Origin of the sequence: Chitinophaga sp. W2I13, assembly GCF_050434005.1 — a bacterium.
In the GTDB taxonomy this organism is placed as follows: Bacteria; Bacteroidota; Bacteroidia; order Chitinophagales; family Chitinophagaceae; genus Chitinophaga.
This window is the reverse complement of record NZ_JBNPWD010000001.1, coordinates 2,802,318-2,828,784: the sequence shown is the minus strand read 5'-3', so window position 1 is coordinate 2,828,784 and position 26,467 is coordinate 2,802,318. Positions and strand designations below refer to the sequence as shown.

At 46.8% G+C, this 26,467-nt stretch carries 21 protein-coding genes; 7 read left to right on the top strand and 14 right to left on the bottom strand.

Features of this window, described 5'->3' with window-relative positions; translation table 11 throughout:
• Positions 1–155: 155 nt before the first annotated feature.
• The 9 genes from QFZ48_RS11530 to lptB form a co-directional block, all read right to left on the bottom strand.
• A complete protein-coding gene (locus tag QFZ48_RS11530; protein WP_429062352.1) occupies positions 156–3,176 on the bottom strand; it encodes a glycoside hydrolase domain-containing protein in 3,021 nt (1,006 codons plus the stop codon).
• A gap of 119 nt (positions 3,177–3,295) precedes the next feature.
• Entirely contained in the window at positions 3,296–4,777 is a 1,482-nt protein-coding gene (locus QFZ48_RS11525) for a RagB/SusD family nutrient uptake outer membrane protein (protein ID WP_429042889.1), read from the bottom strand.
• 22 nt (positions 4,778–4,799) lie between these two features.
• The gene (locus tag QFZ48_RS11520) at positions 4,800–5,807 is read right to left on the bottom strand and encodes a hypothetical protein (protein WP_429062350.1); all 1,008 of its coding nucleotides are present in this window, start codon (positions 5,805–5,807) and stop codon (positions 4,800–4,802) included.
• Positions 5,740–8,028 carry a SusC/RagA family TonB-linked outer membrane protein gene (locus tag QFZ48_RS11515; protein WP_429062348.1) on the bottom strand — a complete coding sequence of 763 codons (2,289 nt, stop codon included), beginning with the start codon at positions 8,026–8,028 and terminating at the stop codon, positions 5,740–5,742. Before QFZ48_RS11515 ends, QFZ48_RS11520 begins: the two co-directional genes overlap by 68 nt.
• Positions 8,029–8,213: 185 nt before the next feature.
• Positions 8,214–9,323 carry a FecR family protein gene (locus tag QFZ48_RS11510; protein WP_429042895.1) on the bottom strand — a complete coding sequence of 370 codons (1,110 nt, stop codon included), beginning with the start codon at positions 9,321–9,323 and terminating at the stop codon, positions 8,214–8,216.
• A gap of 81 nt (positions 9,324–9,404) precedes the next feature.
• Complete coding sequence (locus tag QFZ48_RS11505; RefSeq protein WP_429042898.1) at positions 9,405–9,968, bottom strand: RNA polymerase sigma-70 factor; 564 nt, start codon at positions 9,966–9,968, stop codon at positions 9,405–9,407.
• Between the two features lie 110 nt (positions 9,969–10,078).
• Complete coding sequence (fabG, locus tag QFZ48_RS11500) at positions 10,079–10,828, bottom strand: 3-oxoacyl-[acyl-carrier-protein] reductase (RefSeq protein WP_370908756.1); 750 nt, start codon at positions 10,826–10,828, stop codon at positions 10,079–10,081.
• 17 nt (positions 10,829–10,845) lie between these two features.
• A complete protein-coding gene (locus QFZ48_RS11495) occupies positions 10,846–12,378 on the bottom strand; it encodes a GH3 auxin-responsive promoter family protein (RefSeq protein WP_429042902.1) in 1,533 nt (510 codons plus the stop codon).
• A gap of 22 nt (positions 12,379–12,400) precedes the next feature.
• Positions 12,401–13,162 (bottom strand): LPS export ABC transporter ATP-binding protein, encoded by a 762-nt coding sequence (gene lptB, locus QFZ48_RS11490; protein ID WP_370908758.1) that lies wholly within the window; start codon positions 13,160–13,162, stop codon positions 12,401–12,403.
• A gap of 168 nt (positions 13,163–13,330) precedes the next feature.
• Between lptB and metF the strand changes: the two genes are divergently transcribed.
• The gene (metF, locus tag QFZ48_RS11485) at positions 13,331–14,284 is read left to right on the top strand and encodes a methylenetetrahydrofolate reductase [NAD(P)H] (RefSeq protein WP_429042904.1); all 954 of its coding nucleotides are present in this window, start codon (positions 13,331–13,333) and stop codon (positions 14,282–14,284) included.
• Positions 14,285–14,563: 279 nt separating this feature from the next.
• Here metF and QFZ48_RS11480 read toward each other — a convergent pair whose 3' ends face one another.
• The 5 genes from QFZ48_RS11480 to QFZ48_RS11460 form a co-directional block, all read right to left on the bottom strand.
• Positions 14,564–15,232, bottom strand: coding sequence for a porin family protein (locus QFZ48_RS11480; RefSeq protein ID WP_429062347.1), 669 nt, complete (start codon positions 15,230–15,232; stop codon positions 14,564–14,566).
• Positions 15,233–15,289: 57 nt separating this feature from the next.
• Entirely contained in the window at positions 15,290–15,976 is a 687-nt protein-coding gene (locus QFZ48_RS11475) for an outer membrane beta-barrel protein (protein WP_429062345.1), read from the bottom strand.
• A gap of 170 nt (positions 15,977–16,146) precedes the next feature.
• Positions 16,147–16,767 carry a porin family protein gene (locus QFZ48_RS11470; protein WP_429042909.1) on the bottom strand — a complete coding sequence of 207 codons (621 nt, stop codon included), beginning with the start codon at positions 16,765–16,767 and terminating at the stop codon, positions 16,147–16,149.
• A 154-nt stretch (positions 16,768–16,921) separates the two neighbouring features.
• A complete protein-coding gene (locus QFZ48_RS11465; RefSeq protein WP_429042911.1) occupies positions 16,922–17,623 on the bottom strand; it encodes a porin family protein in 702 nt (233 codons plus the stop codon).
• 125 nt (positions 17,624–17,748) lie between these two features.
• Positions 17,749–19,155: a redoxin domain-containing protein gene (locus QFZ48_RS11460; protein ID WP_429062343.1), complete on the bottom strand. Its 1,407-nt coding sequence runs from the start codon at positions 19,153–19,155 to the stop codon at positions 17,749–17,751.
• A gap of 75 nt (positions 19,156–19,230) precedes the next feature.
• On the opposite strand from QFZ48_RS11460, the gene rlmD reads away from it, so the two are divergent.
• The 6 genes from rlmD to cysS all read left to right on the top strand — a co-directional run bounded on the left by rlmD (position 19,231) and on the right by cysS (position 26,459).
• Positions 19,231–20,691 carry a 23S rRNA (uracil(1939)-C(5))-methyltransferase RlmD gene (rlmD, locus tag QFZ48_RS11455; RefSeq protein WP_429042915.1) on the top strand — a complete coding sequence of 487 codons (1,461 nt, stop codon included), beginning with the start codon at positions 19,231–19,233 and terminating at the stop codon, positions 20,689–20,691.
• 5 nt (positions 20,692–20,696) lie between these two features.
• Positions 20,697–21,524, top strand: a complete 828-nt coding sequence (locus QFZ48_RS11450) for a rhomboid family intramembrane serine protease (protein ID WP_370908767.1) — start codon at positions 20,697–20,699, stop codon at positions 21,522–21,524.
• A 47-nt stretch (positions 21,525–21,571) separates the two neighbouring features.
• Positions 21,572–22,504, top strand: coding sequence for a rhomboid family intramembrane serine protease (locus QFZ48_RS11445; protein ID WP_429042917.1), 933 nt, complete (start codon positions 21,572–21,574; stop codon positions 22,502–22,504).
• 43 nt (positions 22,505–22,547) lie between these two features.
• A complete protein-coding gene (locus tag QFZ48_RS11440; protein WP_429042919.1) occupies positions 22,548–23,645 on the top strand; it encodes an endonuclease/exonuclease/phosphatase family protein in 1,098 nt (365 codons plus the stop codon).
• Between the two features lie 28 nt (positions 23,646–23,673).
• Positions 23,674–24,816, top strand: a complete 1,143-nt coding sequence (locus tag QFZ48_RS11435; protein WP_370908770.1) for an endonuclease/exonuclease/phosphatase family protein — start codon at positions 23,674–23,676, stop codon at positions 24,814–24,816.
• A gap of 143 nt (positions 24,817–24,959) precedes the next feature.
• The gene (cysS, locus tag QFZ48_RS11430; RefSeq protein ID WP_429062340.1) at positions 24,960–26,459 is read left to right on the top strand and encodes a cysteine--tRNA ligase; all 1,500 of its coding nucleotides are present in this window, start codon (positions 24,960–24,962) and stop codon (positions 26,457–26,459) included.
• The last annotated feature ends 8 nt before the right edge of the window (positions 26,460–26,467 follow it).

Here is a 26,467-nt window from a genome sequence, read left to right as displayed (position 1 = left end):
TTTGGATTTTTTTGATTTTCTTAAGATATAATTAAGGGAGATAAGCGAATATATCCGCTTCTATCTCCCTTAATCCTTTATAAAATCCAGAAGTAAAAATCAAACTAATCAGTAAAATCAGCGTAATCCTGAGCAAGACAACATCCGCTGGCGATCTACTTTATAATCAGCAGCCAGCCCTTGTTCTTTTCTACGGGGATACTGGCATCTTTACCAAATACCTGCCCTTGCTGGAAGTTGCGTATGTCCGGCGCCGTTATCGTTGCCTTTGTAGGGTCTATGCCCAGTGCTTTCCAGTCGATGGTGAGTTTAATGGTGGTGTTTTCCGGCGCCCAGCTGGCGAGGGATACCAGTACTGCGCCATCCTTACGGTAAATGGTGGCCGGTACCAACGGGTTGTTGGTTTTAACCGGGTTATTTTCTACCCAGTAACCAATCATCTTTGTTCCCTGCATACCAAAATCATCCCACACTTTCCAGATAGGACGCGGATCGGAAGTAGCAGTCCACGGCATGCGGTTGGTCATACCATACACCATACCCCGCCACTGGTTACCGCCATCCTGGAGCATTTCGCCCATCAGGCCAAAAGGAATACCGCTTACTTCTGTGAGGAAGAAATCAGGATTGTTTTTTTCATAATCAAAGTACTCCCCAAACCAAAGCCTGTTCAGGTAAGGGAAGTGCTCCATATAAAGCACCGCACTGTTAATAAACCCATCGGATTTGTTATACTGGTTGGCCGAATGCAGATCAATAATGCCCGGATGATTATCCTTTGTCAGCACGCGTTTCACACGTTTCATGGTTACCCGGTCAAAAGCTACGTCGTCCAGGTAAATACCATCGATCCCTACGTTTTGCACGAGCCAGTTCATCCCTTCCACATAGTAGTTATGCCAGCGATTCATGCCACTGTTGATGATGGCGGCATCCTTAAACTCCGGTACAAACCACGCCGCGATGTAGTCTTTTCCTACATGCTCCTGCAGCCAGGAGAAGCCGCCACCCTTACCCGGACTGTATACTTCATGCCCTAAACTGCGCAGCGGGAAGGTTTCCCAGGCATGGTTCGATAACTCCCTTACGGTATTATAGATCTTAACTTTCAGTCCTTTCTGATGCGCTTCCGCAATGTAGTCCTTCATCGCCTTCCATTCAATGAACGGATAGTTGATCCAGGGGTTAATCTCGTTGCCATGGTGAATGTTTACCACCGTAGCGCCGGTAGCCTTGATGCTGTCGAGGTTATTATACCGGTGATAGAAACGGGTAGACCACTGGAAATCGGTGTTAACCGGGTGGAATGGCGTGATGATCAGGTGGAAGTTGTAATACAGTACCTCTCCCTTATGCAGCGTTCTTTCACCGCTATAGTTATTTACCAGTATAGCCTTTCCTTTTTCGCCCACGGTGATACCGCCTTTATCGCCATTACCCCATGAAGTGGGCAGCAGCAGCGGCTTCTGGAGGTAGAAGTTTGTATTCAGCGGGCGTACATAATTTTCATCCCGCAGGTTAAACTGGATGCCTGCGTTCACATCGCCAATCCAGGCGCCATCCTGGTTTTTATTTTTCACGTCCCACTTCCAGTCGATATTCTCCGGGCGTACGCCACCTTTCTGGTTCAGCCCCATCATGTACTTTGCAGCGCCTTTATCAAACGGCAGGTGCATCGTGATATCCTTCAGGGATACGTCTTCCAGCGCTGTTACTTTCACGGTATAGTCGAGGAAACCATCAAATTCCAGGGTGCCGGTTACTTCCATCTCCAGGCCGGCAGTAGTGTTCACCGCTTTCCAGCTGATTTTCCCCGGCGTTTGACTGGTAACTTTCCAGCCATTGCTTTGCCAGCGAAGATCCTTTCCTGTAGCGGCTTCAATGAAATGGAAATGTACCGGTTCGGTGAAAATATTTTTAGGTTGTGCAGACAGCGACGTCATTTCAGGCGTGAAAAAAGTCTGGATCTGCGCAGGGAAGCCATCTTTATGGATACCTACTTTACGGCCCAGTAAACTGATCACGCTGTCTTTCATTTCCAGTGGCGTGTAAGGTGCAATCACGGCATCGTCCTGTGCCAGCGTGGAGTTTAGCCATTTCAGGCGGGTTTGTTTCCAGGGCTCATTAAAGCCACTGTTCACGGCCAGTTTATTCGTTACCGTTAGTGTGATTCTTATTGGCATGGCAGGCATGCCGGCTGCCTTTATGGTGGCAATACCTTTATAGATGCCTGCTGCAGCGTTTTCCGGCACATCTATCCCGCACCACAGGGCCTGTACTTTTCCTTCGGGGATATTCACCGTTGCCGAAAAAGGTTTGGCATCGTAAGTGGTACCGGTGGTATTGATACAGTTGAGTTGCATTGCCGGGATGGTTTGTCCGCCAGTGGTTTTCAGGTCGGCAAAAGAAATCTGCACATCCTTCATTTCATGGCGGGCATAAACGCCCAGCTGAAAGGCATAGTATTCGCCTTTATCGGCTTTGCCGGAGAAGGATTGGGAAGGCCCTTTCTTTATCCAACGCTGTGGCAGGTCGTCCGTCATTTTAATAGGGAACTGCCGGTCTTCGGGAAACAGCATATAGCCGCCACCCGGATGTTTCAGCAGCAGCTGCTTTCTTTCTGCTTCCGTGGCGATTACTTCCATCGGGTAGAAAGTATTGAAGCTGTCAATAGCTTCCAGTTGCTTCACTGTGGTATTGGGCTTTATGCCCGCTGGTATGGATTGCAGCCAGTTGTTATCGGCGGTTTGTTCCGGCGCCAGGTACACGCCTTTCGGGTAGTTGTCGCGGCCTTCGTTTTTGGACGGCAGGTAATAAATATAGTAGTCGCCTTTACCGGAAGTTGGTTCAAAGCAGATATCGCCTTGCTCACGGTTAAGTGTCAACGTTTTTACATTGGTAATTTTTTGCTTTGTTTTTGCATCTTCAATAATGATACGTTTCAGCTCCGGATGCTCGTCTCTACGGCGCCAGGGGATTATAACGCGGGCTACGCCGGCGGCGCCATTAAAGGAAACTACCACACGGTGGTTACCGAGCGAGTCTGCGTTCCAGTTATTGTTGCCATTGGTATACTTCAATTCCTGGGCGAGTGCTGTGGTAAGGAAGCTGAAAGTAAGTCCTGCCAGCAGCAATCCTCTCCTGAAATTGCGGGAAGGGTGGTTTGTCTGATACATGAAGAATAAGCAATTTTTTAAATGTTCACCGGTTATAAATTTACTACTGTTGCGGTTTCTTTTCCCGATTATTTTATAAAAGCAAAAGCCCCGCAGAACGGGGCTTTCACCGGGTAATACTATTGAATCGGGTTTTGCACCAGGTTAGGATCAAGCAATATTTCCTGTTCAGGAATAAAGTGTACCACCCTTGCATCTGTATAAGAAACTGTTTGCGGATTATTTTGTACGCCGGGATAATTGCGGTATACATTCCGGTTATTGCGGAACAGGTCAAATACACGATGTGTTTCAAAGGCAAGTTCCAGGCGGCGTTCGTCCAGTACTACATCCAGCACGGAAGGATAGCCATGCAGGTCAGATACGGTAAACAGCGCCGCGCCGCTTAACCCGGCCCTTTTACGGATGGTATTCACATCATCGATGGCGGCAGCGTTGTTGTTCAGCTTCGCATTCGCTTCCGCACGGATCAGGTACATTTCAGCCAGGCGCAATACCACCGGTGAACTGAGGGTAGGCACGTTATCCTGGTTGGAATATTTCAGCACGTACCATTTTGGAACGCCATTGCGGGAAGCCATTACTTTCTGGCCGCCGGCATTCACGGAATCCCGGCCATCAGCGCCTTTCAGGTATACGGCCTGCACAAAGGAGTTACGGGCATCTGCCGGGTATTTGTGCAGCAGGTCGAGGTACGACTGGGAAGCATACATTTCGCCATAGCCCATACCACCGGGCGACATATAATACATAGAGCCGATAGAGCTCCAGGTACGGTCGTCCTGCAGGGTATGATGAATAGCGAAGATGGTTTCCTTGTTGTTTTCATTGGTTTTGGTGTAATAACCGGGAAGATCAGAAGTATTCACCAGGGAATACTGTCCCGAAGTGATAACAGAATCTGCATAAATACGGGCAGAATCATTTTTTCCCATATAGAGATACACCCTCGCCAGTAAAGCCATAGCGCCGTATTTGGTGGCATAGCTGTTGGTGTTGGAGTTGTCCATCAGGTCTTTTCCTTTCTTCAGATCTGCTACCACCTGCGCGTATACATCCTGTACAGTGCTACGTTTAGGCATGGCAGTTATATCAAATTTGGTTACCACCGGTACCCCCAGGTTGGTTGCCGGGCTTTGTGTGTAAGGGCGGCCGAAAGACCTTACCAGGCTGAAATGCACAAAGGCGCGGATGAACAGGTTTTCCCCGATCATCTTATTCACGGCGTCCGACTTACCTTCTGTCATTACCTCCAGCAGCTTATTACAGCCGTTGATCGCCTTATATCCTGCCCGCCAGATCTGCAATGCGTTGGCCTGGTTGGTCAGGTGCCCGTAAGTGTATGAATAAAAAAGCGCATCAGTAGTAGCGCCGCTCAACGCTACATCGTCACTGGGGAACTCTCCCATCTGGAAATAGTTGCGCGTAAAGTTTTCTTCTTTCAGTAACGCATAATTACCTACAGTAGCCGCCGGCCATTTGGTTTCATCTTTCAGAATATTATCATCCGGAACAGCACTGTACGGGTCTTTCTTCAATGAGCAGGAAGTGGCCACTGATAACAGCAACAGCCCTGCAAAATATTTTGACATGTGTTTCATGATCATCTCTTTTTAGCTCCTGTTAAAAATTAATTTCAAGGCCTGCAAACCACTTGGTGCTGGACGGATACTTGATGTAGTTAATACCGCGATCATCTACTTCCGGATCCAGACCGGAGAATTTGGTTAAGGTCCACAGGTTATCACCGCCAATAGAAATTCTGGCGTTTCCAATATGCGCGCGGTCCAGCCAGGCCTTCGGCAACGCATAGCTCAGGTTTACGTTTCTCAGACGCAGGTAGCTTCCGTCTTCCAGGAAACGGGAAGATGGTTTGTGTGAGTTTTTATTTCCTTTGATAGTATACTTTGGATGGGTAGCCACATCACCTGGCTTTTCCCAGCGGCTCCAGTCTTTATCCAGCGACATCATATTATAGGTATAATATGCGCCGTCATTGTCCATCAGTTCACGGGTGCTGTTATACACATCATTACCGGAAACAAACGCCAGGAAGGCACTCAGCTGGAAATTTTTATAGGAGAACGTATTACGCATACCACCAAAGAATTTCGGCGTGGCAGAACCCACAATCTGCAGGGACGCATCGTTATAGTTATTGGTAGTGGTTTTACCGGTTACGTTGCCATTGGCATCTGTCACGAGTTTTTCCCACAGCGGATCACCATTGGCAGGATCTACACCGGCCCATTTACGCATGTAGAAACTGCGCATATCCTGACCCTGTTGCAGGATGAAATAGCCGCTGATCGGATCTACGATCTGGTTCTTCCCGGTATACAGTTCGGTTACCCTGTTTTTATTGAAGCCGATGTTGAAGTCGGTGCTCCATTTGAAGGCGCCTACGAGGTTATCTGTACTCAGGTTGATTTCAAGTCCTTTGTTACGCACAGATCCTACGTTCTGTGAAATGTAGCTGTAACCGGCAGTAGCAGGCAGCGGCACATTGAACAGGAGGTCTTTGTTATCTTTCTGGTATAATTCCACGGTCAGGTTAATGCGGTTAAATAATCCCAGGTCGATACCAATGTTGGTATTGTATGCTTTTTCCCAGGAAAGGGTTCGGCACATTATACACGCTTTGGTAAGCACCGGGGAAACCGTTGTACTGCGTATTGATCGAATAGGCCCCAATAGCGCTGTAGTCGCCTATTTCCGCGTTACCGGTAGTTCCGTAGCTGGCCCTTAACTTCAGGTTGGTGATGGCTTTTATCTGTTTAATAAAATTTTCTTCAGATGCTGCCCAGGATGCGCCGAAGGCATAGAAGTTACCATACTGCTGGTTGGCGCCAAACTTGGAAGATCCATCTCTTCTAAAGGAAGAAGTGAAGTAATATTTATAATTGTAGTTATAGTTCGCCTGTACAAAATAGGAGTTAAAGGCGCGGGCTATTTTAGTACCGCCAATAGACATCGGCGAAGAAGTACCATCCAGTACCTCTACTCCCTGCAGGATACCTTTACCTTTTGCATTGATATCATTAAGATTGGCCTGCTGGAACTCAGCGCCCACCAGTCCGTCGATGTTATGCACCTTATTGATGGTATATCTTGCTTTCAACAGGTTGGAGCTGATATAGCTCGCAGAATCCTGGTAGTAATTATACAGGTTGCCACGGTCGTCGGTGCCGGAAGAAGTCCGCACATCGCCGTTGCTTTCCTGGTTGAAGTGGTAATACTGTGCGCGGTTGGTTGAGCTGAAGGACAACCATTTGGTGATGTCGTATTCCAGTTTCACCAGTGCTTCGAGCGACTGCCTTTTGTTTTTAATATAATTATACTGCTGGTCGTAGAGGAAGTTAGTCATATCCCTTCCGTACCAGGTAGCGGCGGTGAGCGGGTTTACCGGCTTGCCTTGTTCGTCGTATGCCTTGTCCCAGGGGAGATTGGTATAGTATTGATACAATGAGCCGTTTGAATTATCGTGGTCGGAAGTTTGCGTTCCGGCGAAGTTGGCGCTGATGCGGAACTTATCGGTGATGTTATGATCCAGGTTGAGGCGGGCGCTGAAACGCTCTACCCCGGTACCTTTCAGGATACCATCTTCTTTATAGTAGTTACCGCCCAGGTAGAACTTTGTTTTTTCGTTACCACCGCTGGTAGATAATTCGTAGTTCTGGTTGGTGGCATTCTGGAAGGCCAGCTTCTGCCAGTTGGTATTGATATTACGGAGAGATGGATCCAGCGTAGCGCCTGCGGCTTTCTGCAGGTCGTACAGGTCTGTTCCGTTCATGAGATGGAAATGTCCTGTATTGAGCTGGGCGGTTCCTACGTTGGTGCGGAAGTTTACCTGGGTTTTGCCGGCTTTACCTCTTTTGGTGGTAATTACCATTACGCCGTTGGCGGCGCGGGCGCCGTACAGTGTAGTAGCGGCGGCATCTTTCAGGATGGTAACGCTTTCAATATCGCTGGGGTTGGGTAATCCGCCTATGATACCATCTACAACTACCAGGGGAGAGTTGCCCGCAGTAAGGGTTCCGTTACCACGGATGCGGATCACGGGCGCCGAGGCAGGATCTCCGGAAGTATTTCCTACAAATACGCCGCTTACTTTACCCTGCAACATTTTATCCATGCTGCTGGCAGTAACGTCTTTCAGTTTAGCGCCGCTTACTGCCTGCGCTGCACCGGTGAGGTTTTTGGTGGTAGTGGTGGTGTAACCCATTACTACTACTTCTTCCAGTTTCTTGGTATCCGGTTCCAGTTTAATATTGAGTTCAGAGCGGCCGCCTATTGCTACTTTCTGTTGCAGGTAGCCGATATAGGAAAATATCAGCACGCTGTTTTCCGAAGGTGCCTGGATAGTGAACTTACCGGTAGCATCTGTTACGGCGCCGGTGCTGGCGCCTTCTACGGTGATCGTTACACCGGGCAACGGATCTTTGGTAGTGGCGTCTGTTACATATCCTGTTACTTTTACCTGTGCGGTACCGGTGGGAGTAATCACCACCAGGTTGTTTTCCAGCACGCGGAAGGTAACATTGGAGTTGTTGAAGAGTTCCTTCAGCACTTCACTGATCTTTTTATCTTTCACATCAATAGTCACTGCCTTATTCAGATCAGTAAAGTTCTCGTTGTAGAAGAAGCGATAATTGCTGTTGTTTTCGATGAGTTTAAATACATCTTTCACGCTTTTATTTTCAGCATGCAGTTCTTTTATATTATCCTGCGCGTATGCATTAGCGGATACCTGTAAAAAACCTCCGAAAATCAGCAGACCCGTCAATTTCATCATGAGCAATAATTTTCGCCCGGGGCAAAATAATGCCGCCAGGTTTGCAGTGGATTTCATAAACTTGTATAGATTTTAGTTAAACGATAATTACGGCGATTGCCCGTCGCAAAGGCAATTCGCCATTAAGTGATTTTCGTTGATTGGGGTAAGTCGCATTACCCCAATTTTTTTAGTCCTTCATGTCGGGCATGTAAGTTGGTTTTACAGGTGATTGAATGATGGTTGTCCCTTCTATCCGGCCATTACCGGCTTTTAAATGCTTTATTATATTTTTCTCTCAGCTCTTCGTCCAGCGCCAGAGTAACTACTCCTTTGTTGATGGCGTATTTCAGCGGTGCTGTGAGCTTTAGAATGTTCAGTACCTGTTCCAGCGTTTCCTGACGGAAAGTGCCACTGAAGCGGTATTCTTTCAGTTCCTGTTCTTTAAAGATCACCTTTACATTAAACCTGCGTTCCATTGTTACCGCCAGTTCTTCCATGGTTTGAGCGGCCACTATCCAGTTGCCGTCTTTCCAGGCGGTATATATTTCCGTATTGTTCACTTCCCTGCTTTCTATCGGAGCAGCGGTGGAGCTGTCTCCGCCAGATACAGGCGTTTTCAATTGTTCACTGCCGTTTGACAACGGTTTTTTATACACAACATGTTGATGTGGTTTCATCATAAGTCCGAAAGGCGTAGTGGTTTTGCTGCCGTCTATCTTCACTTCTCCGTCTACCAGCGTGGTTACTACGGTTTTATCTTCCGGGTATGCTTTTACATTGAAAGATGTACCCAGCGCGAGTATTCTCAGGTCGGAGGCTCTTACCGTAAAAGGCTTTTGTGCGTTGGTATGCACTTTAAAGAAGGCCTCTCCCTCCAGTTTTACTTCGCGGCCGCGGAGGTTGTACGACTGTGCATACTGCAGCTTGCTCCCTGCATTCAGCCATACTTCCGTACCATCAGACAATTCAATTTTGGTGGTAGCCCCTTTCGGGCTGGTTACCGTTACCAGCGCGTTACTGCTGTTATCTTTTTTACCGGAGGCCCAGGCATACACCAGGCCGCCGCCGATTAAAAAAGGCAATGTATAGGAGGCGGCCACACGGAAATAGTACCTCCATTTGTTTACCGCCAATGGCGGTTCTATGGCCGTACTATACTGCAAACTATCCCAGGCGGCGCCGGTATCATAACTCCCTTCCCGTGCCGTTGCCTGCCACGCATCCCTGATCTGAAGGAAATAAGACTGGTTCTCCGCCGAGGCATTGATCCAGTGCGTTAGCGCTGCCTGCTCATCCGGGGAAATATTACCGGATAAAAAACGTGCGATCAGGTCATCTGCCTGCTCCTGTGTATAGTTAGGACCCATCATATAGAAAACAAGTAGTAAGACAACATTTAATGCCGGGTAGGGTGACAAGCGAAGAAAATAAATGTTGTTTTTTTTAAACCCCTACTTCAAAAGAGGGAGTAGTTCGTCGCGTAACCTTTGCAGGGCGCGGGTCATCTGTGTTTTGACGGTGTTGATGGAGATGCCGAGGTGGCGGGAAATTTCGGGGTAACTCAGTTCTTCAAAGCGGCTAAGCCGGAATACATCCTGGCACTGAGGTGGTAATTTGCGGATAGCTTTTTCCGCTATCAGCTCCAGTTCGGATTGTTCGAGTTTTTCTGCCGGCGAATGACCGGAGGCAATGCTGAACAGGGAAATACGGGACTCCAGCTGCTGAAGCTCTTCGCTGCCGTATTGCGTTTTCACCTTGTTTTGCTTGATGTAGTTGAGGCAATTATTCTGAACAGCGCGGTACAGGTATGCTTTTTCAGATACCTGGATGTCCAGCTCCCTGTACTTCTCCCATATCTTCAAAAAAGTATCCTGCACAATTTCTTCTGCCAGTTCATGTCTGTTTACGAAATCAAAGGCGAATGTACAGAGCGCGGCGTAATACTCTTTGAATAATGATTCAAAAGCGGGTAGCTGACGTTGTTTTCGGTTAATATTTTTACTTACTTCCTCCAAAGTATTCCTTCGTCCACAAGATTGTTCACTGCGGCAAAAGATACGTAAAGTAGGTTCAATAAAAAAACGCGGATCATAGACCCGCGTTTTACCATCTTTAACTCGTTGAATTACATACACAAGCCGCCACAGGTGCTGATTGTCTGACCGGTTACGTAACCGCTCATATCAGACGCCAGGAACAGGCAAACGTTGGCAATATCTTCCGGTGTGCCGAAGCGGCCCAGCGGAATCTGAGCAATATAGTTGGCAGCGCCCTCTCCTTCTTTGAGGTAGCTGGTCATGTCTGTTTCTACAAAACCCGGGGCCACGGCATTACAGCGGATGTTACGGCTGCCCAGCTCCTGTGCAATGGACTTGGTAAAACCGATGATACCGGCTTTAGAAGCGGCATAGCTGCTTTGGCCGGCGTTTCCCATGATACCGATTACGGAGCTCATATTAATGATGCTACCGCTTTTTGCCTTCATCATAGGGCGTATTACATGTTTGGTCATGTTATACACGCTCTTCAGGTTGATGTTCATTACATCATCCCATTGATCAGGACTCATACGCAACAGCAGGTTATCTTTGGAGATACCGGCGTTGTTCACACAAATATCAATTTTTCCGAATTCTTTCAATACATCCGCTACCAGCGCTTCAGTTTCCTCGTAAACGCCTGCATTGGATTTATAAGCTTTTGCTTTTACACCCAAAGCGGTGAGCTTTGCTTCCAGTGCCTGGGCTTTTTCATCAGAGCTAACGTATGTAAATGCTACGTTTGCTCCCTGTGCTGCAAATTTCAAAGCAATTGCTTCCCCGATACCACGGCTGGCGCCTGTTACTATGGCTACTTTGTTCTCCAGTAATTTCATGTTATAGTTGATAGGTTTTAAGCATTCATATGATCCGCCGCAAATTGCAGAATTTCTTCGAGGTATTTGCGGTCGTTGTTCAGTCGTGGAACTTTATGTTGTCCGCCCAGCTTACCCTTGCTTTTCAGGAACTCACAAAAAGTTCCTTCCGGCAATACACGTACTACCGGCATGTGCAGGGCGATATCCTTATATCTTTTGGCCTCGTAATCTGAGTTGATGGCTTTTAAAGTACTATCCAGTACAGCAATGAAGCGGTTCAGGTCGTCCGGCGCTACTTCAAATTCCACCAGCCATTCGTGCCCGCCGTTGCCATGATCACTGAAATAAACGGGGGCTGCGGTGTAGTCATTTACCACTGCACCCGTAGCTTCGCAGGCTTTGGCCACTGCAGTATCTGAATTTTCCACGATCACCTCTTCACCGAAGGCATTAATAAACGATTTTGTTCTGCCGCTGACTTTAATACGGTAAGGAATCAGGGAGGTGAACTGGATGGTATCTCCTACCATATAGCGCCATAAGCCGCCATTGGTGCTGATCACAAGGGCATAATTTTTACCCAGCTCCACTTCCTGCAGTTGCAGGGTTTGCGGATTTTCCTTGTCCAGTTCCTCCATTGGCATAAACTCATAGAAGATGCCGTGGTTGAGGAACAGCAACAGCCCTTCTTCTCCTACCACATCCTGGGCTGCAAAAAAGCCTTCGGAAGCGTTATAAGTTTCCTGGTAATGCATTAAAGGCTTGCGGATCAGTTTTTTAAACTGCTCGCGGTAAGGGGTGAAGCTTACGCCGCCGTGCATATAAAGCTCCAGGTTAGGCCATACATCGGCCAGGTTGTCGGTACCGGTGAGTTCAAAAATACGTTTGATCAGCACAATGGTCCAGGTAGGCACCCCTGCAATAGAGGTTACATTTTCATGGATCACGGCGTTGGCCATACGTTCTATTTTCTCTTCCCATTCGTCCATGAGCGCTATTTCCAGGTCCGGAGTACGGATCATATTGCCGTAAAACGGCATATTCTGGAGCATTACAGCGCTCAGGTCACCAAAATAGGAATCGCTGTTTTCGGAAAGCTTGTTCACCTGGTGACTACCCCCTATTACCAGTGATTTACCGGTAAATACATCGGAGTCGGGGAAATTATTGTAATAAAGGGAGATCACATCCCTGCCGGAGCGATAGTGGCATTCATCCAGGCTTTCCACTGTTACAGGGATAAATTTGCTTTTATCCGCGGTGGTACCGCTGGATTTTGCAAACCATTTGATGGGTGTATTCCAGAGTACATTCTGCTGTCCCTCCATCGTGCGCTGTATATAAGGCTTGATGGTATCATAAGTATGAATAGGAACGCGCTGTTTATATTCGTCTATCTTATAAATCTTTGAAAAGCCGTACTGCTTACCGAATTCGGTATACTGGGCGGCACTGATAAGGTTTTGGAATACCTGCTGCTGCACCTGCACGGGATACTGCATGAAATACGCAATACGCCCCATTCGCAATCTTGCCAGTTGTGATATTGCAGGACTTAAAATTCTCATATAGGATGCTGTAGAATTATTTTTATTGTTTAGCTGCTTCGTCCAGGTAATCTTTACGGCGAAGAATAAAATTCTGGCCAAGATACACTTTTCTTACCTGTTCATCGGCTGCCAGCTCTTCGGCAGATCCTGATTTCAGGATTTTACCTTCAAACAATAAATAAGCCCGGTCAGTAATGGACAATGTTTCCTGAACGTTGTGGTCGGTGATCAGGATACCTATATTTTTGTATTTCAGTTTGGCTACTATTCCCTGGATATCCTCTACGGCAATGGGGTCGATACCGGCAAAAGGCTCATCCAGCAGGATAAACTTCGGGTCTACGGCCAGGGCGCGTGCGATCTCGGTACGACGGCGTTCTCCCCCGCTCAATACGTCGCCAGGGCTTTTTCTTACGTGCGTAAGCCGGAACTCAGACAAAAGACTTTCCAGCTTCTCTTTCTGCTCTGCCTTTTTCAGGGTAGTCATTTCCAGCACAGCGGAAATATTATCCTCCACGCTCAGCTTCCGGAACACGGAAGCCTCCTGCGGCAGATAACCAATGCCCATCTGCGCCCGCTTGTACATGGGCAGCTTGGTAATGTTCTGGCCATCCAGGTACACATTCCCTTCATCGGGCTTAATAAGCCCCACCACCATGTAAAAGGAGGTGGTTTTACCGGCGCCGTTTGGCCCCAGCAGCCCTACAATCTCCCCCTGAGACACTTCCACAGATACGTGGTTTACCACGGTTCTGTTGCCGTAACGCTTTACCAGCTGGTCTGTATGTATTCTTAATGTCATATGATCAAACTTAGCAAAAATAAACAATTCATTCAGTTAGCCTAGTTATAGTTATCCTAAGATTAAAAATGATCTGATAATAATAAGGGGATATCTTATTTTTGCCCGCGTAATTTTAGCAGGAAGCTGGCTTTATATCCAGCCGCCTTCCTCAAAGCTTATAACTTTATGAAAGTAACTGAACATATTGCCAAGGCCAAAGACACCCTGATTTCTTTCGAAATCCTTCCTCCGCTTAAAGGAAAGAGTATTGAGTCTATCTACGACCACCTGGATCCGCTGATGGAATTCAAGCCCGCATTTATCAATGTGACCTATCACCGCAGCGAGCATATGTTCAAGAAAAAGGCGGACGGATCCTTTGAAAAGGTGGAAATCCGTAAACGCCCCGGCACCGTGGGTATTTGCGCGGCCATTATGAACCATTATAACGTAGATGCGGTACCACACCTCATTTGCGGTGGTTTTAGCCGGGAAGAAACAGAAAATGCCCTGATAGACCTTAACTTCCTGGGTATCGACAATGTACTGGTTTTACGTGGAGATGCTCCCAAAAATGAAACTTTCTTTGAACCCGACCCGCATGGACACAGCTATGCAATTGATTTGCTGGACCAGGTGGCACATATGAATAACGGCGTTTACCTGGAAGATGATCTGCAAAGCGGTGTAAAAACCAATTTCTGCATCGGCGTAGCCGGTTACCCCGAAAAACATTTTGAAGCCCCCAATATGCAAACAGACCTGTCGCACCTGAAACGTAAGGTGGAAAACGGGGCCGATTATATCGTTACTCAAATGTTTTTCGACAACCAGAAGTTCTTCGACTTCGTAAACAAATGCCGTGAAATGGGTATCACCGTGCCTATTATCCCCGGGCTGAAGCCATTAACTTCCAGGAAGCAAATGACCATGCTGCCACGTATTTTCCATGTGGACCTTCCTACAGACCTCTCTACAGAAATCCTGAAATGCAAAACAGACAAGGATGTGGAACAAGTGGGTACTGAGTGGCTCATTGCACAGTCGAAAGAACTGAAAGCCTTTGGCGTGCCGGTATTGCACTATTACACGCTGGGTAAACCCAAGGTGGTGCGTCAGGCAGTGGAAGCAATTATGTAGCTTATCCTAACTCCTTATAAAAGCAGAAGGGAAGGACGAAAGTCTTTCCCTTTTTTGCTGTCTTTCATATAAAAAATGCCATCACGTAGATACGTAGTGGCATATCCCTATAACTGTCACACTTTTAATTATAACTGTCCAATGATCAATGTCATCTTCCGATGGCATCTTTCGCTAATAAGACGCGGTAAAAAGGAATGACCCCTATCTTCTTTTAAAAAAAATAAAAAAGACCGCCGTAAGAGGCAGTCTTTCTAAAATCATTATTCGGCAACATCATCATTTCCGGGGAAACAAGTATCCAAAGGAAATCCGGAAGCTTCGGTTCAGCTCTTCTGCATGTTCCCTGGTAGTTACATTTATAAAGCCGGAAGAATAACCTGCCGTAAGCAAAAATCCTTCATTAAACTCATAACCGAGCAGGAAATTAGCCGAAACGTCTACCGGGTTAGCATGTATTTCAGAGCCGTTTGCCGGAACCACTTTATCCCCGTCAAACTTTACCCGTTTTGTTTCTTCTTTAGTGCCTTCTTTGATATAAGTGGCCTTGCCACCAATACCATAAGACAGGCCGGGACCAAATCCTGCCACAATTTTACCTTGCCCCAATTTTTGCTTAAACAGAAAGTTGACAGGTAATTCAAGATAGTTATACCGGAACTTGACGATATAGTAATAGTTCCCGGTTGATTGCTCCGGCCGGGTTCTGTAACCAGCAACACTGTAAAGAAGTCCTGGCTGTACCGCCAACCATTTTGCCAGGGGAATATCTGCTAAAATGCCTGCATGAAAAGCAGGCAACATAAACTCGTTCCGGTCCGGAACATCAGCAGGGTCAGTCAGTTTCATACTGGCGCCGGTAAAGCCGGCCTTTAGTCCAAATCTAACTTGCGCAGTTGCCATCTGAACAACCAGCAGGGCTACAACAATCAGAATATTTCTTTTCATGCATTTTAAGTATAAATCCGCTCCCTGTTAACAAAAACCGTTCCCCGCGTAAAAAGACTACCAGTCTTCCCTGTCAAAGAAAAAACCAAGGCTTACGCCCCAATACCTGTTTTTATAATTATTATCCGCCGATTGATCGATATCCATCATGCCGCATCCATATTGTGCACTCAGTGAAAGGCAGCAATTCAACTCCAAACCCGCAATAAAGTTAACCCCGGCATCCCAGCGCTGCAGGTTCATGTTAGTGCCGAAGATATTGGGAGACCCCTTAAAATCGATCCGTTGGGATCCCGATTGCACCAGTTTATTTTCGGTGTAAGCCGCTACACTGTAATCGCCGCGGATACAATAAGCGGCATAGGGACCCGCACCTACCAGCAGCTTACCAAAGCTTACCGGCACCTTATATACCAGGTGAACCGGCAGTTCCAGGTATTGCAGTTTCAGTTTTGTTGCCCCGGATGTAAACAGGTTAACCGGATGGGATACCGCATAATCCAGTCCCGCACCTTTTTTTATGTAACTGATGCCTGGCTGCAGATAGCCATTTTTAAACAGCGGTACGTTCGTATAGAAGCTTGCCTGCCAGCTATCCGTTTTTTGGGTTCCCGGCGCATATCCACTCCCGGAAGACTCCAGCCCGGTATTGATATAGCCGCCACGAATACCCAAACTTACCTGTGCATGTGAGGTAGCTGTAACAAAAAATACTGTTACAAAAAGAAGAGTAAAAATTTTCATCAGTGGTTCGGTAATAAAAGGATTAAGAATATCACAGTGACATCATTTTGGGGGAAAAGTCTTAATGCTCAGTCGGTTATTGTAAGCGAAATTAAACAAACGTTTTCATAAAAATAAAAAACCACCCGAAATTCCCGGGTGGTTAATAAAAAGTTCATCGGAAGCAGGTTTTACCTGCCACCAAACTTATATCCAACGGACACGCCAAAAGACGTGTTCTTAAAGCTACGGTCGTTATCGGTATTATCTGCCGTATTAACCAGACCAAGGTCGGTATTCAGACCGAAATACAGTCCCACAGGCAGTTCATAACCTACATTAATACCTAAACCGGCATCGAATCTTTTCTGTTTCAGCACGGTGGCTTCATCATCATATACATCCAGATCGCCAAACCCGGTATCCTTGATCTTTCCGCCCAAACCATAAGCGAAATAAGGGCCTGCAGATAATACCAGCCTGCCGGTACCTACTTCTGGTTTAAACATAAAGTGAACAGGCAACTCCAGGTAAGACAAAGTAGTTTTCACATCTGTATCCTTGTCCTTGCCTCCTTTACCGGAATAAAGTAATCCTGTTCCAATATAAAATTCATCTGCCAGCGGAATATCTACCGTAACCCCGGCCCTTATGCCGGTAAGAATAGAGCTGGTTTCTTTTCCACTGTTTAGAACAGCATTTTTTGCAGTCATGCTGGAAAACTGCGGTCCTGCAACGATACCCCATTTAGCCTGGCCAAAAGAAAGACCAGCTACCAGTAATGCGGCTGCAGATAATAATACCTTTTTCATGTGTGATGTAATTTGAATGATTTTAAAAAAAAGCGATACCCACAGGTCAGGTATCGCTTCCCTAATTTTTTTGATTGCCAACTAATGAATGAACCTGTTTTTTTTGCTTGCTTGCAGTTATTACAATTTAGTTCCGTATTTGTTTATTAACCAGCTATTTTCCGCCGAACAAATAACCTACAGAAACACTGAATACCCGGTTCTTGCTCTTGTCATCGGTACTGTTGTCCTCTCCGGAGTTCACTTTGGCAAAACCAATACCATACTGGGCAGAGATCAGGAAGTTGCTGAGTTCCGCACCAATCTGTACGTTACCACCCCAGTCGAAACGTTTCATTTTGTTATATGCTGTATTCGGGTCGTTATTAAAAGGGGTATCATCATCCCATTTAATACTTTCTGAACCACTGGCATGCACACCGGCAATAGTGGTTTCATACTTTTGCTTACCGGCAACACCAAATGCAAAGTAAGGACCTACACCTGCAAAGAGGCTGGAACTCTCACCTATTGGCAACTTAGCCACGAAGTTCAGCGGAATTTCGATGTAAGATGGGTTGATGGTATACTTTGCGTAAGGATTGGTGGTGGAGTTATTCTTATCTCCTGTTTCAAGCTTGGTACCCTTGGTGGTATAAAATACACCGGGCTGAAATGACAAAATCTTTGGAACTAACGGTAAATCTGCAATGGCTCCCACATTAAAACCGGATAATGAACGACTATCTTTTGTATTTCCGGAGTTATCATAAGTAATGTTGGAGAGATTCCAGCCAGCCTTAATCCCAACTCTCGCCTGAGACATCGCTGCTACTGAAATCGTTAACGCTGCGAGTGATAATAACATCTTCTTCATAATCTTTGGTTTTATGGTCTGCAACCACAGAGCCAAAGACTATGCCAAAGGAATGTTAAAAGTTATGAACTATTTGGTTTTCAATGCGTATAGAGGCATATATTCTACGTTCCACACTCCTGTTTCTACAGTTTTGTGGCAGTATCTTTCGGGGCAACCCTGTCCAGGAACTCCTGCAATTGCTCCACACCCAGTCTTTTTGCCACAATTTTCTTCTTTTCATCCAGTAAGTATACCATTGGTGTGCTGTACACATCATAAAGCCTGCGGTAATTCGTTTCTCCCTGCGGATCTGAACCATGTATCCAGCCATTAAGATGATGCTCATGGATAAACTGTAGCCATTCCTCACGGGTACCTTCTGTTTTAACGCCGATCATGGCCACTCCTTTGCTCTTCCAGCTTGCATTCCAGGCAGAATCCAAACGGGGGATCTCTGTTTTGCAATGTCCGCAGGTGGGATCCCAGAAAACAAGGACCGTAAACTTCGCGGGGGTCTTATACAGGGAAAGCGGCCTGGCAGCAGTATCTTTATATTGCAGTGGAGCGGCCTGGCGGCCAATCAGGTTTGGCGCCATTGTATATGCCCTGTCCACAATTTTGTTGAGTTGCTCATCCGTCAGCCAGAACGCTTCCCCAGGAACGTAATATTTTTCCACAAGGTGTACAAAAACCGCGTCCATACCCATGTAAGGCGAGCTCTCGTAATTATAAGTAAGCCACCACAACACAAACTTAAAAACCTCTTTGCTTTTGCGGGTACGGGCAATCATGGCATCACAGTCTACAATAATAGAATCCGGATGTACCGGTACCAGCTGGGTGAAATATTTTTTCAGCTTTCCTTCCAGGATAGGCGTTCTCACCAGGCGGTCGCTTTCCAGGTCCACCTCATCCCAGTAATGATTTTTAAAATAATGATAGGCAAATAAAGAATCCGCTCCGGCTGGTGCTGGCGGAACCACCGGTTCCTTCATCGCCAGGAAAATGGTGCTGAGGATATTGCCGGGATGTTGGGCAATAAAGCTGGTCCTGAATTCCTGGATCTTCTTTCCCAGTTCCTGCTGCAATGGCTGCACTTTGGCAGAATCTGCGGTCGTGCGGGCAGTTTGCAGCTGTTGCTGGATATTGCGGCTCAGCGTTTCCTGCTGGAAAAGAAATTTATTGTAGGCCAGGAACCCCTCGTTATCGGGGCTGCCCTTGTATACTGTTTTATTAACAAGATCGCTGGTGTCGATGGCTACGCTGAAAACCTGCTGCTTATCTATCAGGGTTTCTACATACTGCTGTTTACCGGGCAGTACCAGCAGATAAATGCCTGGCAGCAGTTTTTCCTTGCCTTTCAGCACAACTTCTCCCGCAGGGCTTACTGCTGCAGAGTCGGCCAGGTAGGTAGATCTGCCCATATAATGGGCCAGGAAAAACTTCCCGCCGGTAAAGTTTTTCAGCTTCACAGTAATCTGGTAACCCTGCGCCTGCAGGCTATATTGCGCTAAAAGGGCTGCTATCAGCAGTAGAAATAGTTTACGCATAATATTTGAAAGCAATATGTAAATGTAAGCGGAAAAAAGTAAAAAAGGAAAGCGGTGTGCTGAGTGGTAATTCGTATGAATTACGATGCAGGATTCAGCATTTCAATTACCTTTGCAGCCGTGAGGAAAAAAAACGTTGTTTTAGAAAATGTACCGGTTACTGCTTATGCGGCAGAAGGTAAAGCCCTGGCCCGTCATGACGGGAAAGTGATATTTATTGAAGGCGGAGTAGTGCCCGGCGATGTGGTGGATGTTCGTCTTGGTAAAAACAAAAAAGACTGGGCAGAAGGGAAAGTAGTTCACTTTCACAGCTATTCTGATAAAAGAGTTACTCCTTTTTGCCAGCATTTTGGCACCTGCGGAGGATGTAAATGGCAAATGCTGCCTTATTCCCTCCAACTGGAGTACAAACAACAACAGGTGGCAGACCACCTGCAACGCATTGGGAAGTTGGCCCTGCCGCCAATGGACCCTATCCTGGGCAGCGCCCATACCGAACATTACCGCAATAAGCTGGAGTTTACCTTCAGCAACAAAGCATACCTTACCAACGAGGAAATCAGGGCCAACGACGGCGAAATACCTGTAAGGCCCGCATTGGGCTTTCATGTACCTAAGCTCTTCGATAAAGTACTGAATATAGATACCTGCTACCTGATGCAGGAGCCGGTAAACCTGATCCGCAACACCGTCCGTGAATATGCGGTTTCCCACGACCTTACGTTTTATGACATCCGTGCCCAACAAGGATGGCTGCGTAACCTGGTGATCCGCCTTTGCACTACCGGTGAAATCATGGTGAACCTAGTGATCCACCATGAAGACAAGCCCAACAGGATTGCCCTGCTGGACCATTTGCTGAAAACAGTACCGGCCATTACCACCCTGCTTTATACTATTAATCCGAAAGGAAACGATACCATCTTCGACCTGGAACCAAAAGTCTATTTTGGTAAAGGATATGCAGAAGAGAAACTGGAAGATTTTGTTTTCAAGATAGGTCCTAAATCTTTTTTCCAGACCAACACTTACCAGGGAGAGGTGTTATACAAGGTAACAAGGGATTTTGCAGGCTTAACCGGATCCGAGATCGTATATGACCTATATTGCGGTACCGGAAGCATTGGCATCTTTGTATCGCGTAATGCCCGCAAAGTAGTGGGTATTGAGCTGATAAAGGAAGCCATAGACGACGCAAAGGAAAACGCCGCCCGTAATAATGTGAATAATGCCACCTTTTTTGCAGGCGATGTAGTGGATATTTGCAATAACGAGTTTTTTGCACAACATGGCCAGCCGGATGTGATCATTACCGATCCCCCACGGGCAGGCATGCACGAAAAACTGGTCAATAAACTGCTGGAGATCGGTGCTCCTAAAATTGTATATGTTAGCTGCAACCCCGCTACACAAGCCAGGGATCTGGCGTTGCTGGATTCCCTCTATACAGTGGAAAAGGTACAACCGGTAGATATGTTCCCGCACACCCATCACATCGAAAATGTGGTGTTGTTGAAAAAAAGAGATAATAACTAGCAACAATGAACGAGTACAGGCCCGGAAAATTTCAGTACCTGCCGATGGTGATCAAAAATCTGATGATCATTAATGGTTTGGTTTGGTTAGTGCAGATTACGCTGCTGAGCAAATTCGATTATGATCTGAGTCGTTTGTTTGCCCTTCACTACTGGGGCTCCGAACTATTCAAACCACACCAGTTCATTACCCATCTGTTCCTGCATGATCCGAAGAACATTACGCATGTGCTCTTCAACATGTTTACGCTGTGGATGTTTGGCGCCACCCTGGAAAACCTGTGGGGACCCAAGCGTTTCCTGGTTTTCTATCTGATATGCGGACTGGGCGCTGCACTGTGCCACATGGGCGTACTCACTTATGAGAACCTGAGCCTGAACAGGTATGCAGCGCAGTTCCTGAATGATCCCAGTTTCTCGAATTTTGTGTTGCTGGATAATAAGTTCGACATCGGCAACCTCGCCAACTTCGATATGGCCAGCCTGAAAAATGCATTGGCCGCCCGCGACCCTGCAGCTATAGAAATGGCCAGCCTGTATGTCAAAAATTATGTAAGCTATTACCGCAATGGCGCTACACTGGGCGCATCCGGAGCGGTATACGGTATCCTGTTCGCATTCGGATACCTGTTCCCCAACCGGTACCTCTATTTCTTTGCAATGATCCCCATCAGGGCTAAGTTTGTGGTTGGCTTCATGATCCTGGGTGAACTGTACTCCGGTATCCAGAACTCGGCAGGAGATAATGTGGCTCACTTTGCCCACCTCGGTGGCGCACTCTTTGCCTACCTGCTGCTAAGGAACTGGAGTAAAAAGAGAACAGATTTTTATTAAGACAACTGTATTATTGACGTATTTTTGTATTGAAAAATATTTGTACCATGCATGCGTTGGAAAAAGAGAAATTGCCCCGCCTCTCTTTAGGAGAAGGAAGAAATATGGTGACACACCTGATGGTCGTTAATCTTACGATTTTCGTTTTCCTGTTTTTTACGCTTGTAATATACCAGATGGAACAAGTGGGCGAGCCCCGGTTTCACCAGGATATTATGACCTGGCTGAGGCTTCCGGCAGATCCATCCAAATTACTGACCCGTCCCTGGACGCTGGTCACCTCCCTATTTACACACATCAGCTTCTGGCAGATCTTTTCCAATATGGTGTGGCTGTGGTGCTTTGGCACCTTCATGCAGCACCTGGCAGGCCACCAGCGGATTTTACCATTATATCTCTTCGGAGGTCTCTGCGGTAACCTCTTTTATGTGGCCGGTATGCAGCTGATCCCGTCCTTTCATGCACTCGCAGGCAATGAATACACCCTGGGCGCCGCCGGAAGTATCATGGCGATTGCCGTAGGCGTTACCGCTATTGCTCCGCGTTACCGCATATTCCCTTTACTGGCAGGAGGTATTTCCCTCTGGATCATTACCCTTGTTTTCGTTGTGCTTTCTGTTGGCGCACTAATGGCGTCTTCCAGCTATGGATACACCTATATCCCGGTACTCGCCGGCGGCGGACTCGCAGGCTGGTTATATATGTACCAGTGGAAAAAAGGCAGGGACTTGGGTGCTGGATTTAACAAACTGGCCTTTAAACTTACCCACGTATTTCACCCGGCATCACAACGCATTAACCCGGACGATTTTAAAAGGAAGAATTCTCCCACAGATGCTGATCAGCAACCGTACCGGCGCATTGGCAAAGTACCAGAACAGAAACTGAACGAAATCCTCGATAAGATCAATGAAAACGGATTATCGTCGCTTTCAGCAGAAGAACGGGATACTTTATTACGGGCAAGCAAAACTGAATAAAAGTATGACGGATTAAAAATACCTCGAAATTGCTTGTTCCCCTATGCTGAAAATCATTGTACGCCGTACCTTACTTTGGAGTAACATTTGTGGTGTAGCTACGCTGCTCCTCAGCGTTTTCCTTCCCGGTGTCAACCCAGGCCAATGGTGGCCCGCGGGCTTCTCCGGATTCTTTTTTCCGTTTCTCTTCCTGCTTTGCCTTTTATATACCGCCGTATGGGCCTGGCGTAAAAACCGGAAATACGGGTGGATGAATATAATCGCCATAATCTGTGCCATGCCCGCAGCATTAACTACCTGGGGCGTTCATATCTTCCGGGAAAATATTATCAGCAAACAAACCAACAGCGGGCAATTCACACTGATGACCTATAATACCAGCAGTATGGGTTTAGAGAGATATGTAACGAATAAAGACAAAGAAGCGGCGATCTATAACACCATTGCCTCCGGCAGCCCGGACATTCTCTGCATGCAGGAATTTTACACCAATGACAAACCCGGTAACGAACAGCATCTGCAACGCATTACATCCACCGGGAACTATCCATATCATTATTTCACCCGCGACAAAACCCACTGGGAAAGCTGGCATTACGGCATTGTATTATTTTCCCGGTATCCCATTATTACTGCTTCGGCCATCCCCTCAGTAGAAAGCAGCACTGGCAGTGGCAGCACCTTTCTCCAGGCAGATATTGCCATAAACGGAGATACCATCCGGGTATTCAATGTTCACCTCATTTCGTATATGTTTAAGGGTGAGGACTATGAAAACATGAAAGCCCCGAAAGGTACAGGCCTGGTTTATAAAATGCGGCGCACTTTCCCAACAAGATCCTCACAGGCGCTCCAGCTGGCAGCACTGATTGCCGCAAGCCCTTATCCTGCTATTGTTTGCGGCGATTTCAACGACACGCCCGTTTCGTTCACCTATAAAACCATCAGCCGCAATTTGCAGGACGCCTTCCTCAAAACCGGCGCCGGCTGGGGACGCACACTCTCCTACCTGTCGCCTTCACTGCGGATCGACTACATCCTGGCACAGCCTGCGGTAAACATCCACGGAAGTAAGGTTTTCCATAACCGGCCATCAGAGCATTTCCCGGTTATGGCCTGTCTTTCATTGAAAAAAAACTAACTTTAGTACTTCAACAAAGTATGACGCGGTGCGCTTTTTAAGACTATTTACGAAAGGATTTTTTCTGATCATCAATTTCGCCGTGGTATTACTTTTCCTGGCAGCCTGTATGGCGCCGTATATATCCCCGGCCTGGTTCTGGCCCATCAGTTTTATTACGCTGGCCTTCCCGTTCCTGTTGGGGCTATTGGTGATATTCCTGATCGGGTGGCTGTTTTTTAATTATCGTTATACGTTATTGTCACTGATCGCCCTGTTGCTCGGCTGGAAATCTATCAGCGCCTTTGTGGCCTTTAAAATGCCCGCCGGGAATAAGGTAGCCACTAATGGCAATACCCTTACCGTAATGAGCTATAATGTAAGCCAGTTTGGCCTGTACCGCGAAAGGGACAGTAAATACAACCGGCAGGCCATGTTTGCCATGATCAAAAAACAAGAGCTGGATGTTGCCTGCTTCCAGGATTTTTATACCTCCGAAAAGAAAAACGACTTTAATAACCGCGAGGATATTTCCCGGGAAATGGAACTGCCATACCGCTACTTTTCCAGCGATTTTAACCGCGATGGCATGCAACACTGGGGATCTATCATCTATTCCCGCTTTCCTATTATAGCATCGGATAAAATGAAAATGAGCGATGGCCCGAGAAGTGAAAGCCTTATCTATGCCGATATTGTAAAAGATAAGGATACCTTGCGGATCATTAATATGCACCTGGAATCCTATCGTTTCAACGAAAAAGATTATTCTGCCATCAGGAAAATCAAAAACCAGGAAGACACGGGACTAAAGGCCACCAAAAGCATTATCCAGAAAATGCGGGAAGCGTATATCCGCCGCAGTCAACAAGCCGATATTGTAGGTAACTTTATCCGGCAAAGCCCATACCCTGTAATCGTTTGCGGCGACTTTAACGACACCCCGGCGTCGTATACCTACTTTACCATTAAAGGCGATCTCCAGGACGCTTTTCTGCAAAAAGGTTTCGGAATTGGCCGTACTTTTACAGGGCTGGCGCCTACCTTACGTATTGACTATGTGTTTGTCAGTAACCATTTTAAGGTAAACAGCTTCCGGAAAATAAACTCCGACCTGTCTGACCATTATCCTGTAATTGCCAATCTTAGCCTGATAGGTAGCGGAAAAACAGCAGTAGAAGTAAATAAATAACTGTAATCGATTATGAAAATGTATAATATTTTTAGGGCTGACCGATGTTGTTGCCTGCTTGTACCAGGAAAACAATTTTTATCTTTGCCATCCATCAACAAAAAATAAGATGTCAGCTATATGGCATCTGTCATTTACAGCATATGTCAGAACTAAGGATATATAATTCATTACACCGTCAGAAAGAAGTATTTACACCTTTACACCCCGGGCACGTTGGTATGTACGTGTGCGGTCCTACCGTATCCGGCGAATCACATCTCGGCCATGCCCGCCCCTATATTACGTTTGATGTAGTATTCCGCTATTTACAATACCTGGGATATAAAGTACGCTATGTACGTAATATTACCGACGCCGGCCACTTTGAAGAAGAAGGCCGCGCAGCGGAAGATAAAATTTCCAAATTTGCCATACTGGAAAAGCTGGAGCCAATGGAATTGGTACAGAAATACACCAACCTGTACCACTGGGCCATGCTGCAGTTTGGCAATCTCGAACCCAGCATTGAACCCACCGCCACCGGGCATATCATTGAGCAGATTGAAATGATCAAAACGATCATGGAAAAAGGCTATGCGTATGAAGTAGACGGCAGCGTGTACTTCGATGTTAAAAAATACGCCGCCAACTACGACTATGGCATCCTCAGCGGCCGCGTACTGGAAGACATGCTGGAAACCACCAGGGAACTGGAAGGCCAGGACGATAAACATAACAAAGCGGATTTTGCGCTCTGGAAAAAAGCGCCGCCGGAACATCTTATGCGCTGGCCAAGCCCCTGGGGCGAAGGCTTCCCCGGATGGCACATTGAGTGCTCTGCCATGAGCGCCAAATACCTGGGCGCCCAGTTCGACATTCACGGCGGCGGTATGGACCTCCAGTTTCCACACCATGAATGCGAAATTGCGCAAAGTGAAATTGCACACGGCAATATGATGGCCCGTTACTGGATGCACAATAACATGATCACCATCAACGGCCGGAAAATGGGTAAGGCTTATGGCAACACCATAAAGCTCACCGAAATGTTCACCGGTGAAAGCCCCCAGCTGGAAAAGCCATACAGCCCCATGACCATCCGCTTTTTTGTGCTGCAAACACATTACCGCGGTACCCTGGATTTCTCTAACGAGGCCCTGCAGGCCGCCGAAAAAGGACTTCAGCGTTTATGGGCTGCTTATGAAACCCTGCAGAAACTGACGTATACCCCTGGCAACGGCCAGGCCATTAATGAAGAACTGGATAAACAGGTACGTCAGTGGTGCCTGGAATGCCCGGATTTCATGAACGATGATTTCAATACCGCCAAAGTGCTCGCCAACCTGTTTGAGCTCACACCAGTGATCAACTCACTGAAAGGCGGACAAATAAAAATGCATGAAATCAGCGAAGATACCTTCCGGTTGCTGCAGCAAACCTGGAAAACTTATCTCGTGGATATCCTCGGTATACAACAGGAAGCCATCACCGGGGAAGATAATAAACTGGACGGCGTATTAAAAATGCTGATTGAAATGCGGAAGGAAGCTAAAAGCCGTAAGGATTACGCTACCTCCGATAAAATCCGTAACGAATTATTGTCTGTAGGCATTCAGCTGAAAGATGAAAAAGACGGCACCGTATCTTACAGTCTTCAATAAAATAAATA